Source organism: Desulfobacula sp. (genome assembly GCF_030145145.1).
Lineage (GTDB): Bacteria > Desulfobacterota > Desulfobacteria > Desulfobacterales > Desulfobacteraceae > Desulfobacula.
The window spans coordinates 77,214-94,829 of the sequence record NZ_JAQYWD010000021.1 but is presented as its reverse complement, the minus strand read 5'-3'; the positions used below and the strand labels follow the sequence as shown (position 1 = coordinate 94,829).

Here is a 17,616-nt window from a genome sequence, read left to right as displayed (position 1 = left end):
TTTGTTCACGGGCATCTTCCTTATATTAGTAATAGAATTGTCTCTAAAAGGTGGTTTTCAATTTTTAATGTTTCTTTTTCAAATTTTAATTTTTGCGATATCTTTATATATCCTATTACAAGCCATAAGATGGTTGTTTGTTCTATATTAAGAAAAACAAACGATGATGTTTCAGAATAAGTCTAATTTGTGGTCCAAATTGATAAATCGGCACTCAAGCTTAATTAACTTATGTTGCGAGTTGCCCCTGAGCCTTGATAAACGTGCGTTTGCCAACCTTGGCCATGTAAATTAAAATATCTTTTAAATACAATGAGTTGCTGAGGATACTACAATTTTGTAAATAAAAATGCAACATAACATTTTACTCCTGGCCGTACTTCAGGGTGCCTTCGATCACCCTTGAGGATTCTCAAAGGCTGTCCAGCCATTCAAGAACATTCTGCTTGTTTTCCCATTGGATCAGTTCATCTATTTTGGGATCGGATTTAAGTTGCTGCCGTGTGAAGTGGATAAAATTTTCCTGTATTTGCATCTTCTGATTCAGGTCCAGTTGCAGATAGACCATTGTGGATTGAACACTGGCATGTCCCAGATGATTTTTAATTTCAGACAGGGGCTTGCCTTCGGAGATCATTCGGACGGCGCACGAGTGCCGGAAGCTATGAACAGGATGCATGAGAGACAGTCGTTTGGATGGCAACGCCTGTTCAAGGCACCGTTTGCAGATGCGGTTGATACCATGGCGTGTCAGTGCAGATCCTCTTTGGTTGATGAACAAATTTTTTTTAAAAACGGGCGTGGGGTGACTGCGGTATCCGGAAATATACTGATGAACAAGTTCAGTCGTTTTTGGAAGCAGTTCAATCTGCCGGTATCTGTTTCCCTTTCCGAGGACAGCCAGGGTTTTGTTTTCATAATCAAAGTAATCCAGTTGAAGTGTGGCGATTTCTGTTGCCCTGGCTCCGGTATCATATAAAAGATGTAAAAGGGTATAGTTCCGGAACCCGTCCTTTTTTTCAAGCTTGACCGCATTGAAGATTTTGTTGATTTCCCGGGGATACAAAAATCCGATCAACTTTCGTTGGCTGCGCTTCTGGGGTATGGCAAGGATAGCATCCGTCAACCTCTGCTGTTCAGGAGAGATAAAACGGATCATTCTGGCAAAGGACTTCAAGACAGCCAGGCGCTGATTTCGGGTTTTGGCTGTGTTGGAACGATCGGATTCCAGCTGGTTGAGAAAATTCAAAATCAAATCCGTTGTCAGATGTTCAAATTTCAGGGACTCTGTTTTTATCCTGTGGTACCTGGCGGCAAAAGGTAAAAACAGCAAAAAGGTATCCCGATAACTTTTTATCGTATTCGGGCTGCATCCTTTTATCTGAGGCAGGTATTGGTTAAAAAATTTAAAAATACAACTGCTCAATCTCATGATTCCCACCGGCGCTCGGCAAACTTTAGAAAGCGTGTCCTGCTTTTTGCATCCACCACTTTCAAATAATGCATCGTGTATTGATAATTCACATGCCCCATATAAGCGGCGAGCACAGGCAGCACATTCCAGGGAGACTGTTTCCGGGCAATGGCAGTCTTCAGAGTGTAGATGGCAAAAGAATGACGAAGACTGTGCGGGGTGGGATTTCCAAAAGTGGTGTCGCCTATGATTTTTCTGGGGCTTTCGATGCCGATTTGCTGCAAGGCACTGTGGAAGACAAAGCGAATACGCTCGTCTCCAAGCCTCTTTTGCAGGCCTCCTATGAACAGGTAGGGATTGATATCATGTTCAATCAGAGCCGCCCGGCATGACAGATAATTGTCAATTTTTCTTGCAACGGATCCTGGTATCGGGATCAAACGGTCTTTGCTGAATTTGGTTTTCTCAATATAAATTGTTTTTTCATCCGGCCGATAATCCGCCATTTTCAAACGCAGGGGTTCGTTGATCCTCAGTCCGCAGCGAGCCAGAAGCAGTATCACCAGATACTCACTGAAATCTTTAAGAAAAGCCCTTTGTGTGTGCCGCCTGATCCGCCTACAAATCACATCCAGTAACATATCAACCTGTTCCGGTGAAAATACAAAAGGGATAAAAGGCCGCCGGTGAAAACCGGGAAAATCCTTTAGCGGATTGTTAAGGCGATGGTCTTTTCTTTTCAGATACTCAAAAAAACATCGAACAGCAGACAGGGTGTTATCTACAGTAGATGGTTCATTTCCAATTTCTTTTCTGAAGTTCAAATAAAAATGAGGTTTCCAAATACTTGAAGGATCTGCCTGCTTCTTTACATATTTATCAAAGCTCACAAGCCGGGATCTGACTTGGTCACCACTGAACCCCAGCCCCTTTCGATAGGCAATAAAGTCTTCCAGTTCACTGTTCAAAACACTTTCAAACGGTTTCATCAAACAATACCCTCCGCATCAATGATACATGGATACTCAAATAAATTTTTGTTGATTCAATCGTGTCATGTCCCATCATTTCTTTGATTTCAAAAATGCTGGCTCCTGCTTCCAGCATGTTTTGTGCGAAGGTATGCCGCAGCCAATAGGCTGTACCTGGAAGCCCTGCATCCCGCAGGGCCTTTGTCAAATAAAATCCGGTTAGATTGGCACTCATGGGCTTGGTATCCGGCGAGAAAATTAAAAAAAGGGACCGATGATGGCTTTTGGGACGGCCACCGACGATATAGGCGGTTATTGCTTTCAGGGTATCCTCGGGGAGCGGCAGTTGAAGAGGATGGGTGTTTTTCCTGTCTTCCAAACGCAGTAGTCCTTTGCAAAAAGAAATATCATCCAGTGTGATCCGACTGATTTCAATGGGCCGCAATCCAAGATAATAAGCCAGGTGAACCTGGGCATAGGTTCGGAGTTCACATGCCGTGGCGTGGGGCAACCGATCAAACAGCTGACGAACTTCACCGGGCCTTAAGAACTGCGGTGGTTTGACTCTGCCAAACATTGCCGGGCTGATCAAAAGGTCGGCCAGATTTTGCCTGATCAAATTACGTTCGTTATACAGATAGCGCAAAAAACAACGTAAAAAAGATCTGTAAAGGCGCTGGGTGGTTTTTGCATACGATGCGTTGAATATCGCCAAAAATTCATCTACATGTTCTATGTTGATGCGAATCAGTTCTACTCCGGATTTTTTTAGATAGCTGCCAAAGGCTTTAATGACCCTTGTTATAGAATTGATCTGTGCCGGACCGCTTTGGTGAATTTTCAAAATATAATCCAGATATTCCCGGCATACCCGCTCCATATCATCGGCAATTGGCTTTTCTGGTGTCAGTTCAGCCATGGCTTGTCTCCATGAGTAATTTGTTTAGAATCTTTCCAACCGATTCCGCTTGACCGGTTTTTCGAGAAGGTGGCTTTTTTGCACGGACCGGTATGGATTTAACCGGTAAAGAAAGCACCTGATAAATTGTGCCGTCAAAGGCAATCAAATCCTTTTTCAGCAGTCCGTCCCGGGCTTCAATGTATTGGTTCAATGACATTTTAAGCAAGGTACATATTTTATCATAGCTGTAAAAACTCAGCCCGTTTCGGTCACCGGCCAAGACCAGAAAAAAGTACAACAAAAGCTCATCAGGACGCAATGCCTGCCAGAAACCACCCGTAAGAAACCGATGGGGAATAAAACTGAACCCTCCGTTGATACAACGCACCCTTGAATCGTTTAGAATTTGTTTTTTTATCATGACGCACCTCCCGCTTGGTCAATTATCCATACCCCCGCCTGGGAAATTCTGTGACAAGTTGACCCAAGGCACCGCAAAATCTGCAATATGGTTTGATTTGAAGGCCAAAAACAAGATGCCGGGTCCACATTATTATTGTCGTACACCAGGCCGGCAGCGTTGTGGAAGGTGTATCATTCATCTTTTTTGATTCGGAGACAATTTGGCGGTATCGGCGGCGGTTTTCTGCTTCCCTGTGTTGCTTTTTTCCTTTATCCGTCTGCCGGTATCTTCTCTGGGCTTCCCTTCTGTTTTTAAGATTCCCGGCTTTGCGGCAAGTATCGCCACAATAGGCGTGGCCTCTCCAGCACGACCGACAGCAACAAAATGGAAAATCACACCAACGACATGTAATTAAAATTAAATACAAGGCATCCTCCGGTCTTGCAGATAGACGGAAGATGGTGTAGAAAGAAAATAGTTTGTGTGGGCTTTCCGGCTATCGGCGGAAGTTCACAATCAAAGCCTGGAGTTGGCGCTCCAGGCTTTTCTATGATGTTGACCTTGAATTATACGAATAAAAAGAAAGATTTGATAATCTTTTTTGAATTATACGGAATAAAATCACACAACATAATCAAACCCGCTACATAAATTATCCTATTCTTAAATTCCACCGGGCCTATAATTGCAAAGAATACCAAACCTATTTATGGTTTTTTTGAATGACTATAGATAGTTGATGAAAGAAAAAAGTTTATAAAAGGTGGTAAGCTGAAGCCAAAAGGCCCTTCAAGAAGATACAGCAGTGAAAGACATGGCCATACAAATGAGCCTGATGAATGGCTAATGGTAAAAAATATTCATTTTAAAAAGTGGCAAAAAAATCAGATGCCTGCACCTGATGAATACACTCTTTATTTTCCACCCGATATTTATGCTGAATACGATCGTTTAAAAGCCTATCTTGATAGTAAGCAAACATTTATCTTTGAAGAATAATAGATCGGCGATTTGAAGGGTAGGGTTTGTATGGTTATGAATGGCCGGTTTGCTGTTGTAATACGGTTGTTTTGACTGTTGTTCCTCCACCGTGGCATTGGCGAATGCAACAGAAAAACCCCTTTTTTTAGTAGGGGTTTTAACATGTGTGATGAAAGTCATGGAAATTGACCCAACCGGCCAGGGATAAGGCGGCCTGTATGGTTGGGGGGAGATTTTTTTATGGTGCAGGTGGTTTTGCTACACTGATCACCTGGTTGGTGGTATATGCTTTCAGGCCTTCCAGTCCGAATTCAGATCCGACACCAGAAAGTTTAACACCTCCGAATGGTGCCATGGGATGGAGTTTGCCGTGGGCATTTATCCAAACAGTACCGGATTCAATTCGCGGGGCAAGGGCTTTGGCTTTTTCAGCATCATTGCTCCAGACAGAGCCACCAAGACCAACATCCAGAGAATTGGCACGTTCAATCGCCTCATCAATGGATGAATATTTGATGATGGGAATGGCTGTGCCAAACTGTTCTTCTTTGACCAGATCCATGTCATCGGTTACATCTGCCACAAGAGTTAAGGGATAAAAATATCCTGGTCCAGGAATGGGTTCGCCACCACAGAGGATATTTGCCCCCTTGCTCTTTGCATCGTCAACATATCCTTTGACGATTTTCAACTGGGGCCCGTTCCCCAAAGGTCCTATCAGGTTGGCTTCATCCATGCCGTCGCCCACAGGGATCTGACTCACATAATCGGTGATTTTTTTGCATACATCTTCGTAATCATCTTCGTGCACGTATAGCCGTTTAAGGCTGGCACAGGTCTGGCCGGCGTTGATAAAGCAGCTCCAGAATAAGGGTTCGAGCAATGGGGCGATATCTGTTCCCGTCATGATAATACCGGCATCGTTACCGCCCAGTTCAAGGGTAAGGCTTTTCAGGTTTGAAGCAGATCGTTCCATAATGTTCTGGCCCACACCGATAGAGCCGGTGAAGACGATTTTATCAATTCCTTTATGGCCGGACATGGCATTTCCGATATCTGAACTGCCAGCCACGACATTAAGAACGCCCGGAGGTAAAACATCATTAATCAGTTCAACCAGGCGAAGTGTTGACAATGGAGTGAAGGATGCGGGTTTCAATACCACGGTGCAGCCGACGCGAAGGGCCGGCATGATATGCCAGACTGCAATCAGCAACGGCCAGTTCCAGGGAGTGATGGAACCGACAATACCAATGGGTTTTCTGGTCAACTCAATAGGTTCTTTATCGTTCTTTTTTTACCGGAACGTGTTTACCTTTGATATGAACATGGATCAGGCGCGGATTAAACATAAGATCGCCAAGCTCGCCTATACACCCATTGTCTGCATAATTACCCACACAAAGCAGAGCCAATTCTGTCAAACGGGCCAGGGTGAATTTTTCAATGGTGCCGGAAAGCGATGAAATAGATTCCAGTTCTTCAAGTTTTGACTCAAGGAAGCTTTCGTTCAATTGAATCAAATGCCCCTGTTCCTCCAGGGCTTTATTGTATTTTAAAAGCGCTCTGTTTTTCTGTGTACCAAGGGGATACGGTACAGCAAATGTAACGATATCCTGAATGGGAAGACCACCGATTGTAACCAATCTATCGTCCCTGTATTCATTAGGTCTATTCGCAACTGCCGACACATCTTTCACCTTTTCCTTAAGAAAAATAAATTTACCCAGAGATCTACCTGTTATGGTTGTTAATTTTCAATATTAATATTTTAAATAAAATATATAGACTAATAATAACCAAATATTACAAATATTGATGATTTTTTAGTATTATATAGGAAGGCGAAGGCAATCTTTGTTACTTTACATGAGGAACATGATGCAAGAAATCATAATTTTGGGTCGATCAAAATTCAAGGGATACTCGTTAAATTGAGAATTCCAGAATGGTTTTTTATTGCCCATATACCATAATGCAAGATTTGGAAATTTGATTTTGATCTATCCCATATAGTATAATTTCAAATCTGAAACTGATCATACAAGAAAAGCAACACAAAAAAGAAAACTTCCATTGAAGAAATTGGGGATGCTGTGTTAGTTTTGGGATAGCAAGAATTAGGTGGTTTTTTTTCAATTTTTTCCCTTAAAGTATATCTTTTGGGGGACATAATATTGATATTAAGTGCGGCAACACGACTTAACTTAACCCCTTGAATCGTGATGATTTACAGTATTGATATTCTTTTTGGACATTCTGGCAACTGGATATTACAGACATGATGAAAAATAGTTCGAAACTAAAAGAATTAAAAACACTGCTCCAAATAATCATTCCCATATGGTTTGTTTTTTTTGTATTCGTTTTCAGTATTATTTTTATCTTTATTCCTTCCCTTAAAAATAATCTAATAAATCAAAAAGAAGAAACTATCCAGAAATTAACGGACAGTGCAGTCAGTCTTTTGTCTGAATACAATCAAAGAGTTTTATCAGGCGAATTGATACTTGAAGAGGCCAAATCAAGAGCAGCAAATCGAATTCGAAATTTAAAATATGGCCCAAAAGGAAAAGACTATTTTTGGATTACAGATATGCATCCTTTCATGATTATGCATCCTTATCGTCCTGATCTTGAAACCAGCGATGTAACTTTGTTTAGAGACCTCGAAGGGAACTACCCGTTCATGGCCATGGTGGAAATGGTGTTGAAAAATAAAGGTGGTTATGTAAATTATTTCTGGCAATCGAAAGATGCGCCCCAAAAAGTAGTCCCCAAAATTTCCTACGTAAAAGGTTTTGAGCCTTGGGGATGGATTGTTGGGACAGGTATATATATCGAAGATGTTAATTTTGAAATAAAGGGTGCTTTAGACGGGCTGAAAACAATTTTCATTTGTATTTTGCTTTTAGTTCTCTGTTTATCAGTTTATATAACTTGGCAGACCATTCGAAGCCGGAACAAAAAAAGATTGATGGAAGAAGCTTTCCGCAAAGAAAAAGAAACCCTGTCGATGATTTTGGAGAGAACGCCTCATGGTATCTCATTGGTAGATAATGACGGCAAATATCTGTATTTGAATCCATATTACACAAAGATAACCGGCTATATTCTTGAAGATATACCATCCAAAGAAGATTGGTTTAAAAAAGCATATCCAGATGAAAATTATCGTAAAGAAATCATCGAAGCCTGGAATAAAGATATCCTTGAGGGCGAGTTGGGAAAAATTCGGGAATTCAAAATCAAATGCAAGAATGGGGATACCAAACATATCGAATTTAGGTCTGCTTTCCTGAAAGACAAAAAGATTTCTGTATTGACTGACATAACCTCAAGGAAAGAATCCGAAGAGATAGTTAGGGAGAAAGACCGCCTGCAAGGAGTTCTTGAGCTTTCCGGCGCTGTTTGCCATGAAATGAGCCAGCCCTTGATGAGCGCGTTAGGGTATTTTGATTTAATAATGCTGGATATGCCTGTGGATGACCCCAATTACTCAAGAATCTGTAAAATTCAAACACAATTAGAACGAATGTCAGATATAACTAAAAAATTGATGAAAATATCAAGATATCAGACTAAAGATTATCTTGATGGAAAAATTTATGATTTGGCTGGAACATCAAAAACTGAAATATCCAATCGATAATATATGAACCATTAGGTGGCCCATCAAATATGATGACTAAGGGGCAAAACTTTGCTTTTAAGTGTTAGTAAATTTACCTGAACGATGCTTATTTGTACCTGCCTGAATCAAGCTTAAATTGAATGAATTCAGTGGTATAATAGAACATCGTAGTGTTCATTCATTCGGTTTTATATGCAGTACCTATGCATTTTGAATGATCCAGTTAATAGTATAAGAAATTTACATATGTTAATTTTGAAAAGTATTTTTCAGGGTTTGAACTGCTGTAAAGTAAGTTTCCAATGGTTATCTATGTTTTTTAGCATATTTTCCTCATCTTATTCCTGTTTCACCCAGATTAGATCTTGTATCTCAAATCCGAGTTCTTTTGATTTTTTCTCAACTGCCTAATTTTACTTATTTTTTTCACTTGAGAACCCGCGATTTGTCACTCTAACTCCACCATCTTCAAGCAAAGAATACTCGGCTGTAACTTGCTATTATTTATTTAAAGACGGGTTTGTATTTACAGAAAAAGAAAATTCAGGTTAAATTGATATTAACTTAACTTTCGGAGTTGGCCATTTTTAAACGGGGTCGATTAAAGCTAAAGTTTGAAAGTTGAGATATTAAATTTTAATCTTAAATTCGGTGGTTATGTATGGATTCAGATTGTGAGGGTCGATTTGTATTTTCAGACGAGCTGCTCCGCAAAACGTTTAATTCTCTATCAGCCCATATTGCTATAATTGATAAAGATGGCTTTATCCTTGAGACAAACGCTGCCTGGAAAAGTTTTTCCGTTTCCAACGGTCTGCCTGAAAATATAGATTTCAGACAAATGAACTACCTGTATACATGTGAGGCTGCAGTTGGTGACGACATTAAAGACGCCATAGCGGTTGCTTCAGGCATCCGGAAGGTCATCGAGCAAAAGATAGATGAGTTCGTATACGATTATCCATGTCAGTCACCTGAAGGACCCACATGGTTTTACATGCGTGCTGTTTTAATTGCAGAAGATGGCCCGCCAAGAGTGATAATCTCCCATGAGAATATCACTGAATTAAAACTCGCCCAGGAGGCGTTAAAAAAACATCAGGACATTCTCGAAGACAAAAACCAAAGTCTTGAAGAAGCGAATATTGCTCTAAAGGTTTTAATCCGTCAGAGAGAAAGCGATAAAGCTGAAATGGAAAAAAAGTTTTTAACAAATGTGAAAACATTTGTCATGCCCTATATTCAAAAGCTAAAACAGGGGCAGCTTAGTGAAAGGGATAGAACCCTTGTCAATATCGTGGATGATCACTTGAATGATATTATTTCTCCGTTAATGCAGTCACTGACCAATGCCAGTGTTATGCTCACCCCTCAAGAGATGCAGGTTGCGTTTCTAGTTAAGGATGGGAAAACCACATCAGAAATAGCTGACATTCTTTTTGTTTCCGAAGCTACCATTAGCTTTCACAGAAAAAACCTGCGTGATAAGCTGGGGTTAAAAAACAAACAAGCCAATCTACGATCATTTCTATTATCCATGTTTTAATAGATTAATGATAGTTTTATGCTATCATTAAACCCGCATTCCACTCATATTGTAAAATTACATAACGGCCATATCTTATGTTATGAAAATAGGAAATGGCAGAGACTTAAAGAAAACGTTTAAAAACTAAAAAAACATATGAGGTGGCAAAATGACTAAAAAATTTGAAGACTATGTTGAAAGTGATAAAGAAAGAAATGAAGGACATGAAGATACCCGCCACAATAACTTTGAATGTGAAAATCCAGATAAACATCTCGGGTGCGATCCAGGGATCGATGTTGCCGGATGACAATAAATATACGCATGTGACTGTTATAGATTGGTTTGATATGTTGATTTAGTAAGAAAAGATTAATAGGGGATTACATGTGGTTGATAATTGTGTATATTGTAATTTGAAATCATATTTTTCGTTCCCGGCAATTCCGAACAAGTTCTAAATGCATGTGTTGATAATACACCTCTAAAAAAAACGAAATTTATGGACTGGTTTTAATTTTTTTAACAACACCAAATTATGAGGAGTCGTCATGGAAGTAAAAGATTATTGCAAAGCAATGCTGGCTGAAGTTACTGCTTGGAAAGAAAAATTAGAAGCAATGAAAAAGGTAGCGGATACTTATGGGTCTGCTGAAAAAGAAAAGATCCTGCCATTAATAGGGCAGCTGGATCAAGAGGTAACTGCGGCACAGGTACGTGTCAATCAGTTGGAAAATGAATGCCCTTCTGACTGGTCCCCCTTGAAAAATGAACTGGATGACCTTTTTGGAACAGTTGGAAGCACTGTTGACAGGGCATGGAAAGACATTGAACCTGGTAATGTAGGCGGCTAAGTACCATAGAATCATCCTATAAATGATTGTCAATGAATGGAAGGCCCCCAATATATTTGCGGGGCCTTTTTTGTCAGTGGGTATTTTCATTGAAAAAAGCGGTGCGAAAAGAATTGATCAAATGTTATCGACAGACACGGAACAGTGAACAATCATTGTACAAAACAACAGATTAACGAGGAAATAAATTATGACACTGAAAGATTATTTTGAACAAACACCAGGTAAAGGGGTATTGTCAACTGCAGACGGGAATGGTCATGTTAACGCAGCAATTTATTCTCGCCCTCATTTTATAGACGGTGACAAACTGGCCTTTATCATGCGGGACCGGTTGTCTCACAAAAATCTTGAGTCTAATCCCCACGCTGTTTATCTGTTTATAGCGGATGGCCCAGGCTATAAAGGCAAACGGCTGTATATGAGCATGGTCAGAGAAGAAAAAAATGCAGATCAAATTGTCCATCTCCAGCGCAGAAAATATGAGAAACAAGTGATTGAGGACAGGTTCCTCGTGTTTTTTGAACTCGTCAGAGAACGTCCCCTTGTGGGCGATGAAAACAACGATCGATAACCTGATCAGAGAGAGTGGAGAAAAGGAAGCAACACGATAAAGAATTGATATTGAAGCTTTGACATTGTACGATAAAGCGCTTGCGTATTGAATTTTAATAGAAAAACAAACGAGGAGTTTATAAATGGCCTAGGATTTTAATGCGGAAGAAGTTTTTGAAATGGCAGTTCAAATCGAAGCAAATGGTGCAGCCTTCTATCGGCGGGCAGCAGCGCTCCAGACAGAGAAGGCAGATAAGGATGTTCTGGAAACGATTGCACGCATGGAAGACCGGCATAGAGCAGGGTTTGAAGAAATGAAGAAAAAAAATTATGACATCTATTAAAAAGGACATTTTGTCCCAGGTGATTCCATGATCGTATTAAAAGAATCCATTGATGTTAACCAGACCATGGCATCTGTTTTCAAATATACCAGTGATTTTAAGAATATCCAGGAGTGGGACCCGGGAGTGATTTCATCGGTAAAGAAACAGCTGGGTAACCCGCGGGTTGGATCCATCTATGACCTAACCTTGAAATTTGGACCTTTCCGTCCGAAGATGACCTATGTGATTTCAGAATATTCTCCTTATTCCAAGGTGATTTTAAATGGTAAAGGAGAATCCTTTAAAGCCACTGATACCATCGCTTTTGTCCAGACCCCGGTGGGGACAAGAATCGACTACCGCGCAGACATTCAATTTTCCGGGTTGTCTAACCGCATGGAATATTTTTTTGCCCCTGCTTTGAAACGATCAGGGAAAAAGGCCATACTGGGGCTGAAGGAAACATTAAATCATGGCAGCCGCTTTGCCCGAAAAAACACCTGGTTTTCTTCTGGGTCAAATATCGTCGATTATATGGCCGATCATACTTTTTTTTTCGGAATGCTGATGTTCAGCAAACTGGGTTATTTGATGAGCAGACGGTTCTGGGCAAAGAATGATGAAATACTTTACGGAAAAAAGGTTGTTATTACCGGTGGAACCTCTGGTATCGGACGAGCTGCAGCAATAAAACTGGCAGAAAAAAAGGCAGATTTAACCATCATTGCCCGAAATGAACAAAAAGCCGTGACAGTTTGTCAGGCGATCATTGCGCAGACCGGCAACTCCCATGTGGATTTTTTGCTGGCAGACCTGGGTGTGATGGCAGACATCAAACAGGTGGCAAAACACTTGATAGACCGGAAAAAACGCATAGATGTCCTGATCAATAATGCCGGTGCCCTGTTCAACGATCGAACCGAGACGTCAGAAGGGTTTGAACGAACCTTTGCCACGGACCTTCTAGGTGTTTTTTACCTCACCCAGCGGTTAAAGGATTCGTTTTCCAAGTCCGGGGCCAGAATCATCAACGTTTCCTCCGGCGGCATGTACACCCAGAAAATTGATGTCAAAGATCTTCAAAACACACAGCAGCCCTATGATGGAACAAAAGCCTATGCCAGGGCAAAAAGGGCAATTGTAATTTTAACCGAGCTCTGGGCACAACAAATGAGCCGGGCCAAGGTGGCGGTGAACGCCATGCACCCGGGATGGGTGGATACACCGGGTATAGAGACGGCGTTACCGGGATTTCATTCCTTGGTCCATTCGATCTTGAGAACCCCTGAACAGGGGGCTGATACCATTGTATGGCTTGCCGCATCAAAAGAAGCGGGGAAATGGTCTGGGAAATTCTGGCTGGACAGGCGGCCCCATGAAACCATTGTTTTCCCGAAAACCACTGAATCTGAAAAGGAACGGCAGGCGTTGTGGGTGAAATTAAACCGGCTAACGGCCCGATTTTAGGTCTGATGGCAACATAACGATCCTCTTTTCGATGCACGGATCCGTGACCCTGAAGCGTTCGGTTTATCGCCGCAATGTTACCTGGATATCATCAATACTGGATGTCGTAAAGCCAGCTTCACATATCGAAAAATAATAGATCCATTTTCTGAAAAATTCCCTGTCAAATCCCATCTGTTTTATATCATCCTGGTGTGCCGCAAACCGTTTTCGCCAAAGAGCCAGTGTGGTGGCATAATGGGGTCCCATATGATAGATGTCCGTGACCGTAAAATCCGTATGAATGGAGATGGTTTCATTGAGGATCTTCAGGCACGGCAGATGGCCGCCCGGAAATATGTGCTTTTGTATCCAGTCTCGTTCTTTGCAATAGCTTTCATAGCGGCCATCCGCAATGGTGATGGCCTGGAAGACCATGGTGCCGCCAGGGTTTAAAAGCGTTTGGCACTGCTTAAAATATCGTTTGAAAAATTGAGGCCCGACTGCCTCGATCATTTCAATGGAAACAATTCGATCATAGGTCCCTGCCGCATGACGATAGTCCTGGAGCAAAATGGTGATCTTGTCCCCAAGCCCCTCTTGTTTTACCCGTTGACATGCCCGGTCATACTGGGCTTTGGATACGGTGATGCCCGTGACCCTGCACCCGGTGTGTTTAACGGCAAATACAGCAAATCCGCCCCAGCCGCAGCCGATTTCAAGTAAATGGTGGTCTGAACGGACCTCTGCCTGATCGAGAATCCGTTGCATTTTATTTGCCTGGGCATCCGCCAGTGTGTCTACCGGGTCAAGAAAAAGACCGCACGAATAAATCATGTGGTGATCCAGAAAAAGGGTATACATGGTATTGCTCAGGTCATAGTGCGCTGCAATATTTCCCGGGGTGTTTTGAACGGTGTTTTTGCACCTGTCATGGGCCAGTTTCTCCTGGATTCGGGTTAGAATGGAGGGCATCGGGTTGCCGTCTGATAATGGATCCCTGTTATCGATTAGCAACTTCAATACACCTACAAGATCAGGGGTTTCCCATTCTCCTGCCATGTAGGCTTCTCCAAATCCGATTTCGCCGTCAAAAACGATTCTGGGGAAAAAATGAAAATCCTTGACCTGAATAGTGGCGGTTTGCGAACTGTTTTTATGCCCCAATATCAGTGTCCATTGATCGGGTAACGTTACGTGCAGGCATCCTTTTTCAATCTTTTTTAACGCAGTCAGAATCAGTCGTCTGCTGATCGCTTCTAAAAAACCAGGGGTCTGTTTGGTCATTGTCATTGCGCTTTTGGGTACCGGTTTATCGTTAAAGGTCAATTTTTTCTGAAAAAAAAGTTTGAAGGCATGTGAATAGATTCTGGGGATACTCAAATGGGGGGCAAAGGGATGCTTCAACACGGTTTTTAGATGATTACGCCCTGTCAATGGTATGGCATCGGCCCGCAATATTGCTTCCATAATTTTTTTTTCTTCTTGGATGAGTTCGATCCGGATTTCCAAATGATCGTGGGGCGCTGAAAAATAAAAATGGTAACTGCCTTCAATTTTGTTGAACGGAGACACATGAAATACTTTGGCCGTCTTGTAACTTGCAAACCAATGGTTTGAAGAACGGGAGTTTCCAGTCAATACATAGGGGTGACGCTCGCCATAGGTGTTGTTGACTTCTGCAATTATGGCGATGAGTTTTGTGTCTTGTGAAAAGCAATAATGAAAACTGACCGGATTAAACACATAGTTTAAATATCTGGCTGATGTGATCATCATCACCGATGCAACCGGATCGCTTATGTTGTGATCGGCCAGTAAGTGGTTGATTTTTTGCTTGACCGGCAGGTTGACAGGATGCAGATAATCTTTGTCATGGATGGCGGTGATGGCAAACCGGTTATATCCGAAAAACGGATACCTGCGATTGAGCCGGGGCAGGTCATCCAGATCAAACCCATACATATAAACCGGGTACGAAAGCTTGTGGTCCACCGGCACATGACGGCGATGTTCGATGGTGCCGATGTAAATGCTTGAATTCATAACGCCACCCCGAATTTTTCTCCCACCTGAAGAGCGGATTTGACGCCGTCTTCATGAAACCCGTATCCAAAGTAGCTGCCGCAAAAAAACGTATGCTGACCTTGGTTTAATGAGGGCAGATCTTTCTGGGAGTTGAACGCGTTAAACGAATATTGGGGATGGGTGTAATCAAGCGCTTTGATCACCTGTTCATCGGGTATCGGTTCTCTGGGGTTGAGTGTCACAAAATAAGGGGTTTGCGTTTCAAGTTTCTGCAGCCTTGTCATATCATAGCTTACTGTGACAGGAGAGGTTGCATCTGATTGCCGATGCCGGGTGTAATTCCAGCTTGCCCAGGCTCTTGGGTTCGGGGGCATCACACCTTTGTCCGTGTGAAGAATGGTTTTGTTGCGGGAATAGGTCCAAACCCCCAATAGTTGCTTTTCCTTTTTGCTGGGGGTCTCCAGCAGTTTCAGCGCCTGATCGGCATGGGTGGCAATGATGACGGCATCAAAGACTTGCGCTTCGCGATTTTCAAAATGAAGCATTGGTCGAGATCCCGTCCGTGTGATGGCGACGATTCTGGCGGATGTGTTTGCTTGGCCGTTGAAGGATTTTAAAAAGGCATGCACATAGGTGTGACTGCCGCCTTTAACATAGTACCATGGCGGATGTCCGCTCACCGCTAAAAGACCGTGGTTTTCATAGAATTGAGCAAATGTCCGGATCGGAAATTTGCCCATCTGAAAGTCCGACCCGGACCAGATGGCCGCTGCCATGGGAACGATAAACTGGTCGACCACTTCACGATGCAGTCTGTTTTGTCGCACATACTCGGACAGGGGAACATCTTCCAGAAGATTATTCAAATACCCATTGCGCAATATCCGTAAAAATTGGATCATTTCATAAACAAATCGAAGATATCCGGGCTTAAACAGATTCGATCGTTGGGCAAAGAGGGTATTCAGGTTCCGGCTGGCATAGTAAAGCCCGGTTTCTTTACAATAATAGCTGAATGACATTTCGGTACGGCATTTTTCCACCCCCAGCTGTTTTAATAATTCGATAAAATTAGGGTAGGTTCTCTGGTTCAGGACAATAAATCCGGTGTCCACCGGTGTCCCTTTATCCGGACCCCTTGGAATAACAATCGTATGGGTGTGGCCGCCAAAATAGTCGTTTTTCTCAAACAAAGAAACCCGGTGGCGGTGCTGAAGGAGATATGCTGCACAAATACCCGAGATACCGGATCCAACAACAGCAATATTTAGATTTTTCTTTTTTTTCAAATCCATACCGGGAATCCTTTTTCCAAAAGTTTTATGAAAACAAGTTTTCGAATTTGGCAGGTCATGTCTATCAAACCGCGTTTAAGAATAAATTTCAATATTTTTTTTATATATCGCCCATGCCCTGACGGGCACAATAAAATTTGTTCAATATCATCACTAATTGGTCATGCCTGCTTTAATCGACAGACTTTTTTGGATAAAAGACGGCCGTATCGATAAACGTCTGTTAATTAAATCAAAAAACTATATACTGTATTGAATGATGTCAATGTGATTATATGTCTTGCCGGGATCTGCAACGGTTTAATATTTATAAAAACAGGAGGATGGCATGCTCGAGCCCATTAAAATTGGTATTAGTTCTTGTCTGTTGGGAAATAAAGTTCGATATGATGGCGGACACAGCCATGATCGTTTTCTTACTCAGACCCTTGGTCTGTTTACCGAATATGTGCCTGTATGCCCGGAGGTAGAGTGTGGAATGCCAACGCCAAGAGAGGCTGTGCGGCTAGTGGGGGACGCTGAGAATCCCAGGTTGGTGACTCAAAAAACGGCTGTGGATAAAACCGATCAAATGAAGACCTGGATTCAAGTCCGCATCAAGGCGTTGGCCAAAGAAGATCTGTGCGGTTTTATTTTTAGAAGCAAATCTCCCAGCAGCGGGTTGTACCGGATCAGGGTTTATGGTGATGACGGCATCGTCCGGAAAAATGGTACCGGGCTGTTTGCCAAGGCGTTTACAAAAGCCTTTCCAAGGATACCGGTAGAAGAAGCAGGCCGCTTGCATGATCCGAAGTTAAGGGAAAATTTTATTGAAAATATCTTTTCTCTGCAACGATGGAGAAATCTTTGCAGTCAAAATATGACTTTGGGTGGTCTCGTCGAGTTCCATACCCAAAATAAGTTATTGATACTGTCTCACAATCAGGATATTTACAGGAAGATGGGCAAACTTGTTGCCCAGGGGAAAACCCATGACTTGGATCAATTGTTTGATATTTATGAAGTGCTTCTTTTAAAGGCATTAAGTCTTCAAACCACATTAAAAAAGAACATCAATGTTCTGCAACACATTATGGGGTATTTCAAAAAAGATCTGAGCAGTGGTGAAAAACAGGAGCTATTGTCAGTTTTTGATCAATACATATCCGGTTATGTTCCTTTGATAGTGCCGATTACCCTTTTAAAACATTATGTCTTGAAATATGATCAACCCTGGCTGAAGATACAGACATATTTGAATCCGCACCCATTTGAACTCAAGTTAAGGAACTATTTTTAAT

The 17,616-nt window shown here is 42.0% G+C and carries 18 protein-coding genes; 9 read left to right on the top strand and 9 right to left on the bottom strand.

Annotated features, from left to right (window positions below; all coding sequences use genetic code 11):
• Positions 1-412 precede the first annotated feature (412 nt).
• The 5 genes from Q1Q15_RS13465 to Q1Q15_RS13445 all read right to left on the bottom strand — a co-directional run bounded on the left by Q1Q15_RS13465 (position 413) and on the right by Q1Q15_RS13445 (position 4,034).
• Positions 413-1,432, bottom strand: coding sequence for a tyrosine-type recombinase/integrase (locus Q1Q15_RS13465; RefSeq protein ID WP_300460765.1), 1,020 nt, complete (start codon positions 1,430-1,432; stop codon positions 413-415).
• The gene (locus Q1Q15_RS13460) at positions 1,429-2,403 is read right to left on the bottom strand and encodes a tyrosine-type recombinase/integrase (RefSeq protein ID WP_300460763.1); all 975 of its coding nucleotides are present in this window, start codon (positions 2,401-2,403) and stop codon (positions 1,429-1,431) included. The genes Q1Q15_RS13465 and Q1Q15_RS13460 overlap by 4 nt, the downstream gene beginning before the upstream one ends.
• Positions 2,390-3,304, bottom strand: a complete 915-nt coding sequence (locus Q1Q15_RS13455; RefSeq protein WP_300460762.1) for a tyrosine-type recombinase/integrase — start codon at positions 3,302-3,304, stop codon at positions 2,390-2,392. Before Q1Q15_RS13455 ends, Q1Q15_RS13460 begins: the two co-directional genes overlap by 14 nt.
• Positions 3,297-3,707, bottom strand: a complete 411-nt coding sequence (locus Q1Q15_RS13450; RefSeq protein WP_300460761.1) for a hypothetical protein — start codon at positions 3,705-3,707, stop codon at positions 3,297-3,299. Before Q1Q15_RS13450 ends, Q1Q15_RS13455 begins: the two co-directional genes overlap by 8 nt.
• Positions 3,708-3,884: 177 nt before the next feature.
• A complete protein-coding gene (locus Q1Q15_RS13445; RefSeq protein ID WP_300460760.1) occupies positions 3,885-4,034 on the bottom strand; it encodes a hypothetical protein in 150 nt (49 codons plus the stop codon).
• A 501-nt stretch (positions 4,035-4,535) separates the two neighbouring features.
• Here Q1Q15_RS13445 and Q1Q15_RS13440 point away from each other — a divergent pair.
• On the top strand, positions 4,536-4,688 hold the full coding sequence (locus Q1Q15_RS13440; protein ID WP_300460758.1) for a hypothetical protein: 153 nt from the start codon (positions 4,536-4,538) through the stop codon (positions 4,686-4,688).
• Positions 4,689-4,908: 220 nt separating this feature from the next.
• Here Q1Q15_RS13440 and Q1Q15_RS13435 read toward each other — a convergent pair whose 3' ends face one another.
• Positions 4,909-5,940 carry an aldehyde dehydrogenase family protein gene (locus Q1Q15_RS13435; RefSeq protein WP_300460755.1) on the bottom strand — a complete coding sequence of 344 codons (1,032 nt, stop codon included), beginning with the start codon at positions 5,938-5,940 and terminating at the stop codon, positions 4,909-4,911.
• A gap of 13 nt (positions 5,941-5,953) precedes the next feature.
• Positions 5,954-6,316, bottom strand: coding sequence for a hypothetical protein (locus Q1Q15_RS13430; RefSeq protein WP_300460753.1), 363 nt, complete (start codon positions 6,314-6,316; stop codon positions 5,954-5,956).
• 635 nt (positions 6,317-6,951) lie between these two features.
• On the opposite strand from Q1Q15_RS13430, the gene Q1Q15_RS13425 reads away from it, so the two are divergent.
• From Q1Q15_RS13425 to Q1Q15_RS13395, 7 genes are all read left to right on the top strand, one after another.
• Complete coding sequence (locus tag Q1Q15_RS13425) at positions 6,952-8,322, top strand: cache domain-containing protein (RefSeq protein WP_300460751.1); 1,371 nt, start codon at positions 6,952-6,954, stop codon at positions 8,320-8,322.
• A 643-nt stretch (positions 8,323-8,965) separates the two neighbouring features.
• Entirely contained in the window at positions 8,966-9,850 is an 885-nt protein-coding gene (locus tag Q1Q15_RS13420; RefSeq protein WP_300460749.1) for a LuxR C-terminal-related transcriptional regulator, read from the top strand.
• Between the two features lie 151 nt (positions 9,851-10,001).
• Positions 10,002-10,142 (top strand): hypothetical protein, encoded by a 141-nt coding sequence (locus Q1Q15_RS13415; protein ID WP_300460748.1) that lies wholly within the window; start codon positions 10,002-10,004, stop codon positions 10,140-10,142.
• Between the two features lie 241 nt (positions 10,143-10,383).
• The gene (locus tag Q1Q15_RS13410) at positions 10,384-10,686 is read left to right on the top strand and encodes a hypothetical protein (RefSeq protein ID WP_300460745.1); all 303 of its coding nucleotides are present in this window, start codon (positions 10,384-10,386) and stop codon (positions 10,684-10,686) included.
• Between the two features lie 190 nt (positions 10,687-10,876).
• A complete protein-coding gene (locus Q1Q15_RS13405) occupies positions 10,877-11,260 on the top strand; it encodes a pyridoxamine 5'-phosphate oxidase family protein (RefSeq protein ID WP_300460744.1) in 384 nt (127 codons plus the stop codon).
• A gap of 160 nt (positions 11,261-11,420) precedes the next feature.
• Positions 11,421-11,585: a hypothetical protein gene (locus Q1Q15_RS13400; protein ID WP_300460742.1), complete on the top strand. Its 165-nt coding sequence runs from the start codon at positions 11,421-11,423 to the stop codon at positions 11,583-11,585.
• Between the two features lie 27 nt (positions 11,586-11,612).
• Positions 11,613-13,034 carry an SDR family NAD(P)-dependent oxidoreductase gene (locus tag Q1Q15_RS13395; protein WP_300460740.1) on the top strand — a complete coding sequence of 474 codons (1,422 nt, stop codon included), beginning with the start codon at positions 11,613-11,615 and terminating at the stop codon, positions 13,032-13,034.
• Positions 13,035-13,097: 63 nt separating this feature from the next.
• Here Q1Q15_RS13395 and Q1Q15_RS13390 read toward each other — a convergent pair whose 3' ends face one another.
• A complete protein-coding gene (locus Q1Q15_RS13390) occupies positions 13,098-15,059 on the bottom strand; it encodes a DUF1365 family protein (RefSeq protein ID WP_300460737.1) in 1,962 nt (653 codons plus the stop codon).
• Positions 15,056-16,336: an FAD-dependent oxidoreductase gene (locus Q1Q15_RS13385; protein WP_300460735.1), complete on the bottom strand. Its 1,281-nt coding sequence runs from the start codon at positions 16,334-16,336 to the stop codon at positions 15,056-15,058. Before Q1Q15_RS13385 ends, Q1Q15_RS13390 begins: the two co-directional genes overlap by 4 nt.
• Positions 16,337-16,664: 328 nt before the next feature.
• Between Q1Q15_RS13385 and Q1Q15_RS13380 the strand changes: the two genes are divergently transcribed.
• Entirely contained in the window at positions 16,665-17,615 is a 951-nt protein-coding gene (locus Q1Q15_RS13380) for a DUF523 and DUF1722 domain-containing protein (RefSeq protein WP_300460732.1), read from the top strand.
• The last annotated feature ends 1 nt before the right edge of the window (position 17,616 follow it).

Bases quoted from the DNA above. Each gene is read 5' to 3' on its own strand.
- Q1Q15_RS13465 (WP_300460765.1), bottom strand. From the start codon at position 1,432: ATGAGATTGAGCAGTTGTATTTTTAAATTTTTTAACCAATACCTGCCT.
- Q1Q15_RS13460 (WP_300460763.1), bottom strand. From the start codon at position 2,403: ATGAAACCGTTTGAAAGTGTTTTGAACAGTGAACTGGAAGACTTTATT.
- Q1Q15_RS13455 (WP_300460762.1), bottom strand. From the start codon at position 3,304: ATGGCTGAACTGACACCAGAAAAGCCAATTGCCGATGATATGGAGCGG.
- Q1Q15_RS13450 (WP_300460761.1), bottom strand. From the start codon at position 3,707: ATGATAAAAAAACAAATTCTAAACGATTCAAGGGTGCGTTGTATCAAC.
- Q1Q15_RS13440 (WP_300460758.1), top strand. From the start codon at position 4,536: ATGGTAAAAAATATTCATTTTAAAAAGTGGCAAAAAAATCAGATGCCT.
- Q1Q15_RS13425 (WP_300460751.1), top strand. From the start codon at position 6,952: ATGATGAAAAATAGTTCGAAACTAAAAGAATTAAAAACACTGCTCCAA.
- Q1Q15_RS13420 (WP_300460749.1), top strand. From the start codon at position 8,966: ATGGATTCAGATTGTGAGGGTCGATTTGTATTTTCAGACGAGCTGCTC.
- Q1Q15_RS13415 (WP_300460748.1), top strand. From the start codon at position 10,002: ATGACTAAAAAATTTGAAGACTATGTTGAAAGTGATAAAGAAAGAAAT.
- Q1Q15_RS13410 (WP_300460745.1), top strand. From the start codon at position 10,384: ATGGAAGTAAAAGATTATTGCAAAGCAATGCTGGCTGAAGTTACTGCT.
- Q1Q15_RS13405 (WP_300460744.1), top strand. From the start codon at position 10,877: ATGACACTGAAAGATTATTTTGAACAAACACCAGGTAAAGGGGTATTG.
- Q1Q15_RS13400 (WP_300460742.1), top strand. From the start codon at position 11,421: ATGGCAGTTCAAATCGAAGCAAATGGTGCAGCCTTCTATCGGCGGGCA.
- Q1Q15_RS13395 (WP_300460740.1), top strand. From the start codon at position 11,613: ATGATCGTATTAAAAGAATCCATTGATGTTAACCAGACCATGGCATCT.
- Q1Q15_RS13390 (WP_300460737.1), bottom strand. From the start codon at position 15,059: ATGAATTCAAGCATTTACATCGGCACCATCGAACATCGCCGTCATGTG.
- Q1Q15_RS13385 (WP_300460735.1), bottom strand. From the start codon at position 16,336: ATGGATTTGAAAAAAAAGAAAAATCTAAATATTGCTGTTGTTGGATCC.
- Q1Q15_RS13380 (WP_300460732.1), top strand. From the start codon at position 16,665: ATGCTCGAGCCCATTAAAATTGGTATTAGTTCTTGTCTGTTGGGAAAT.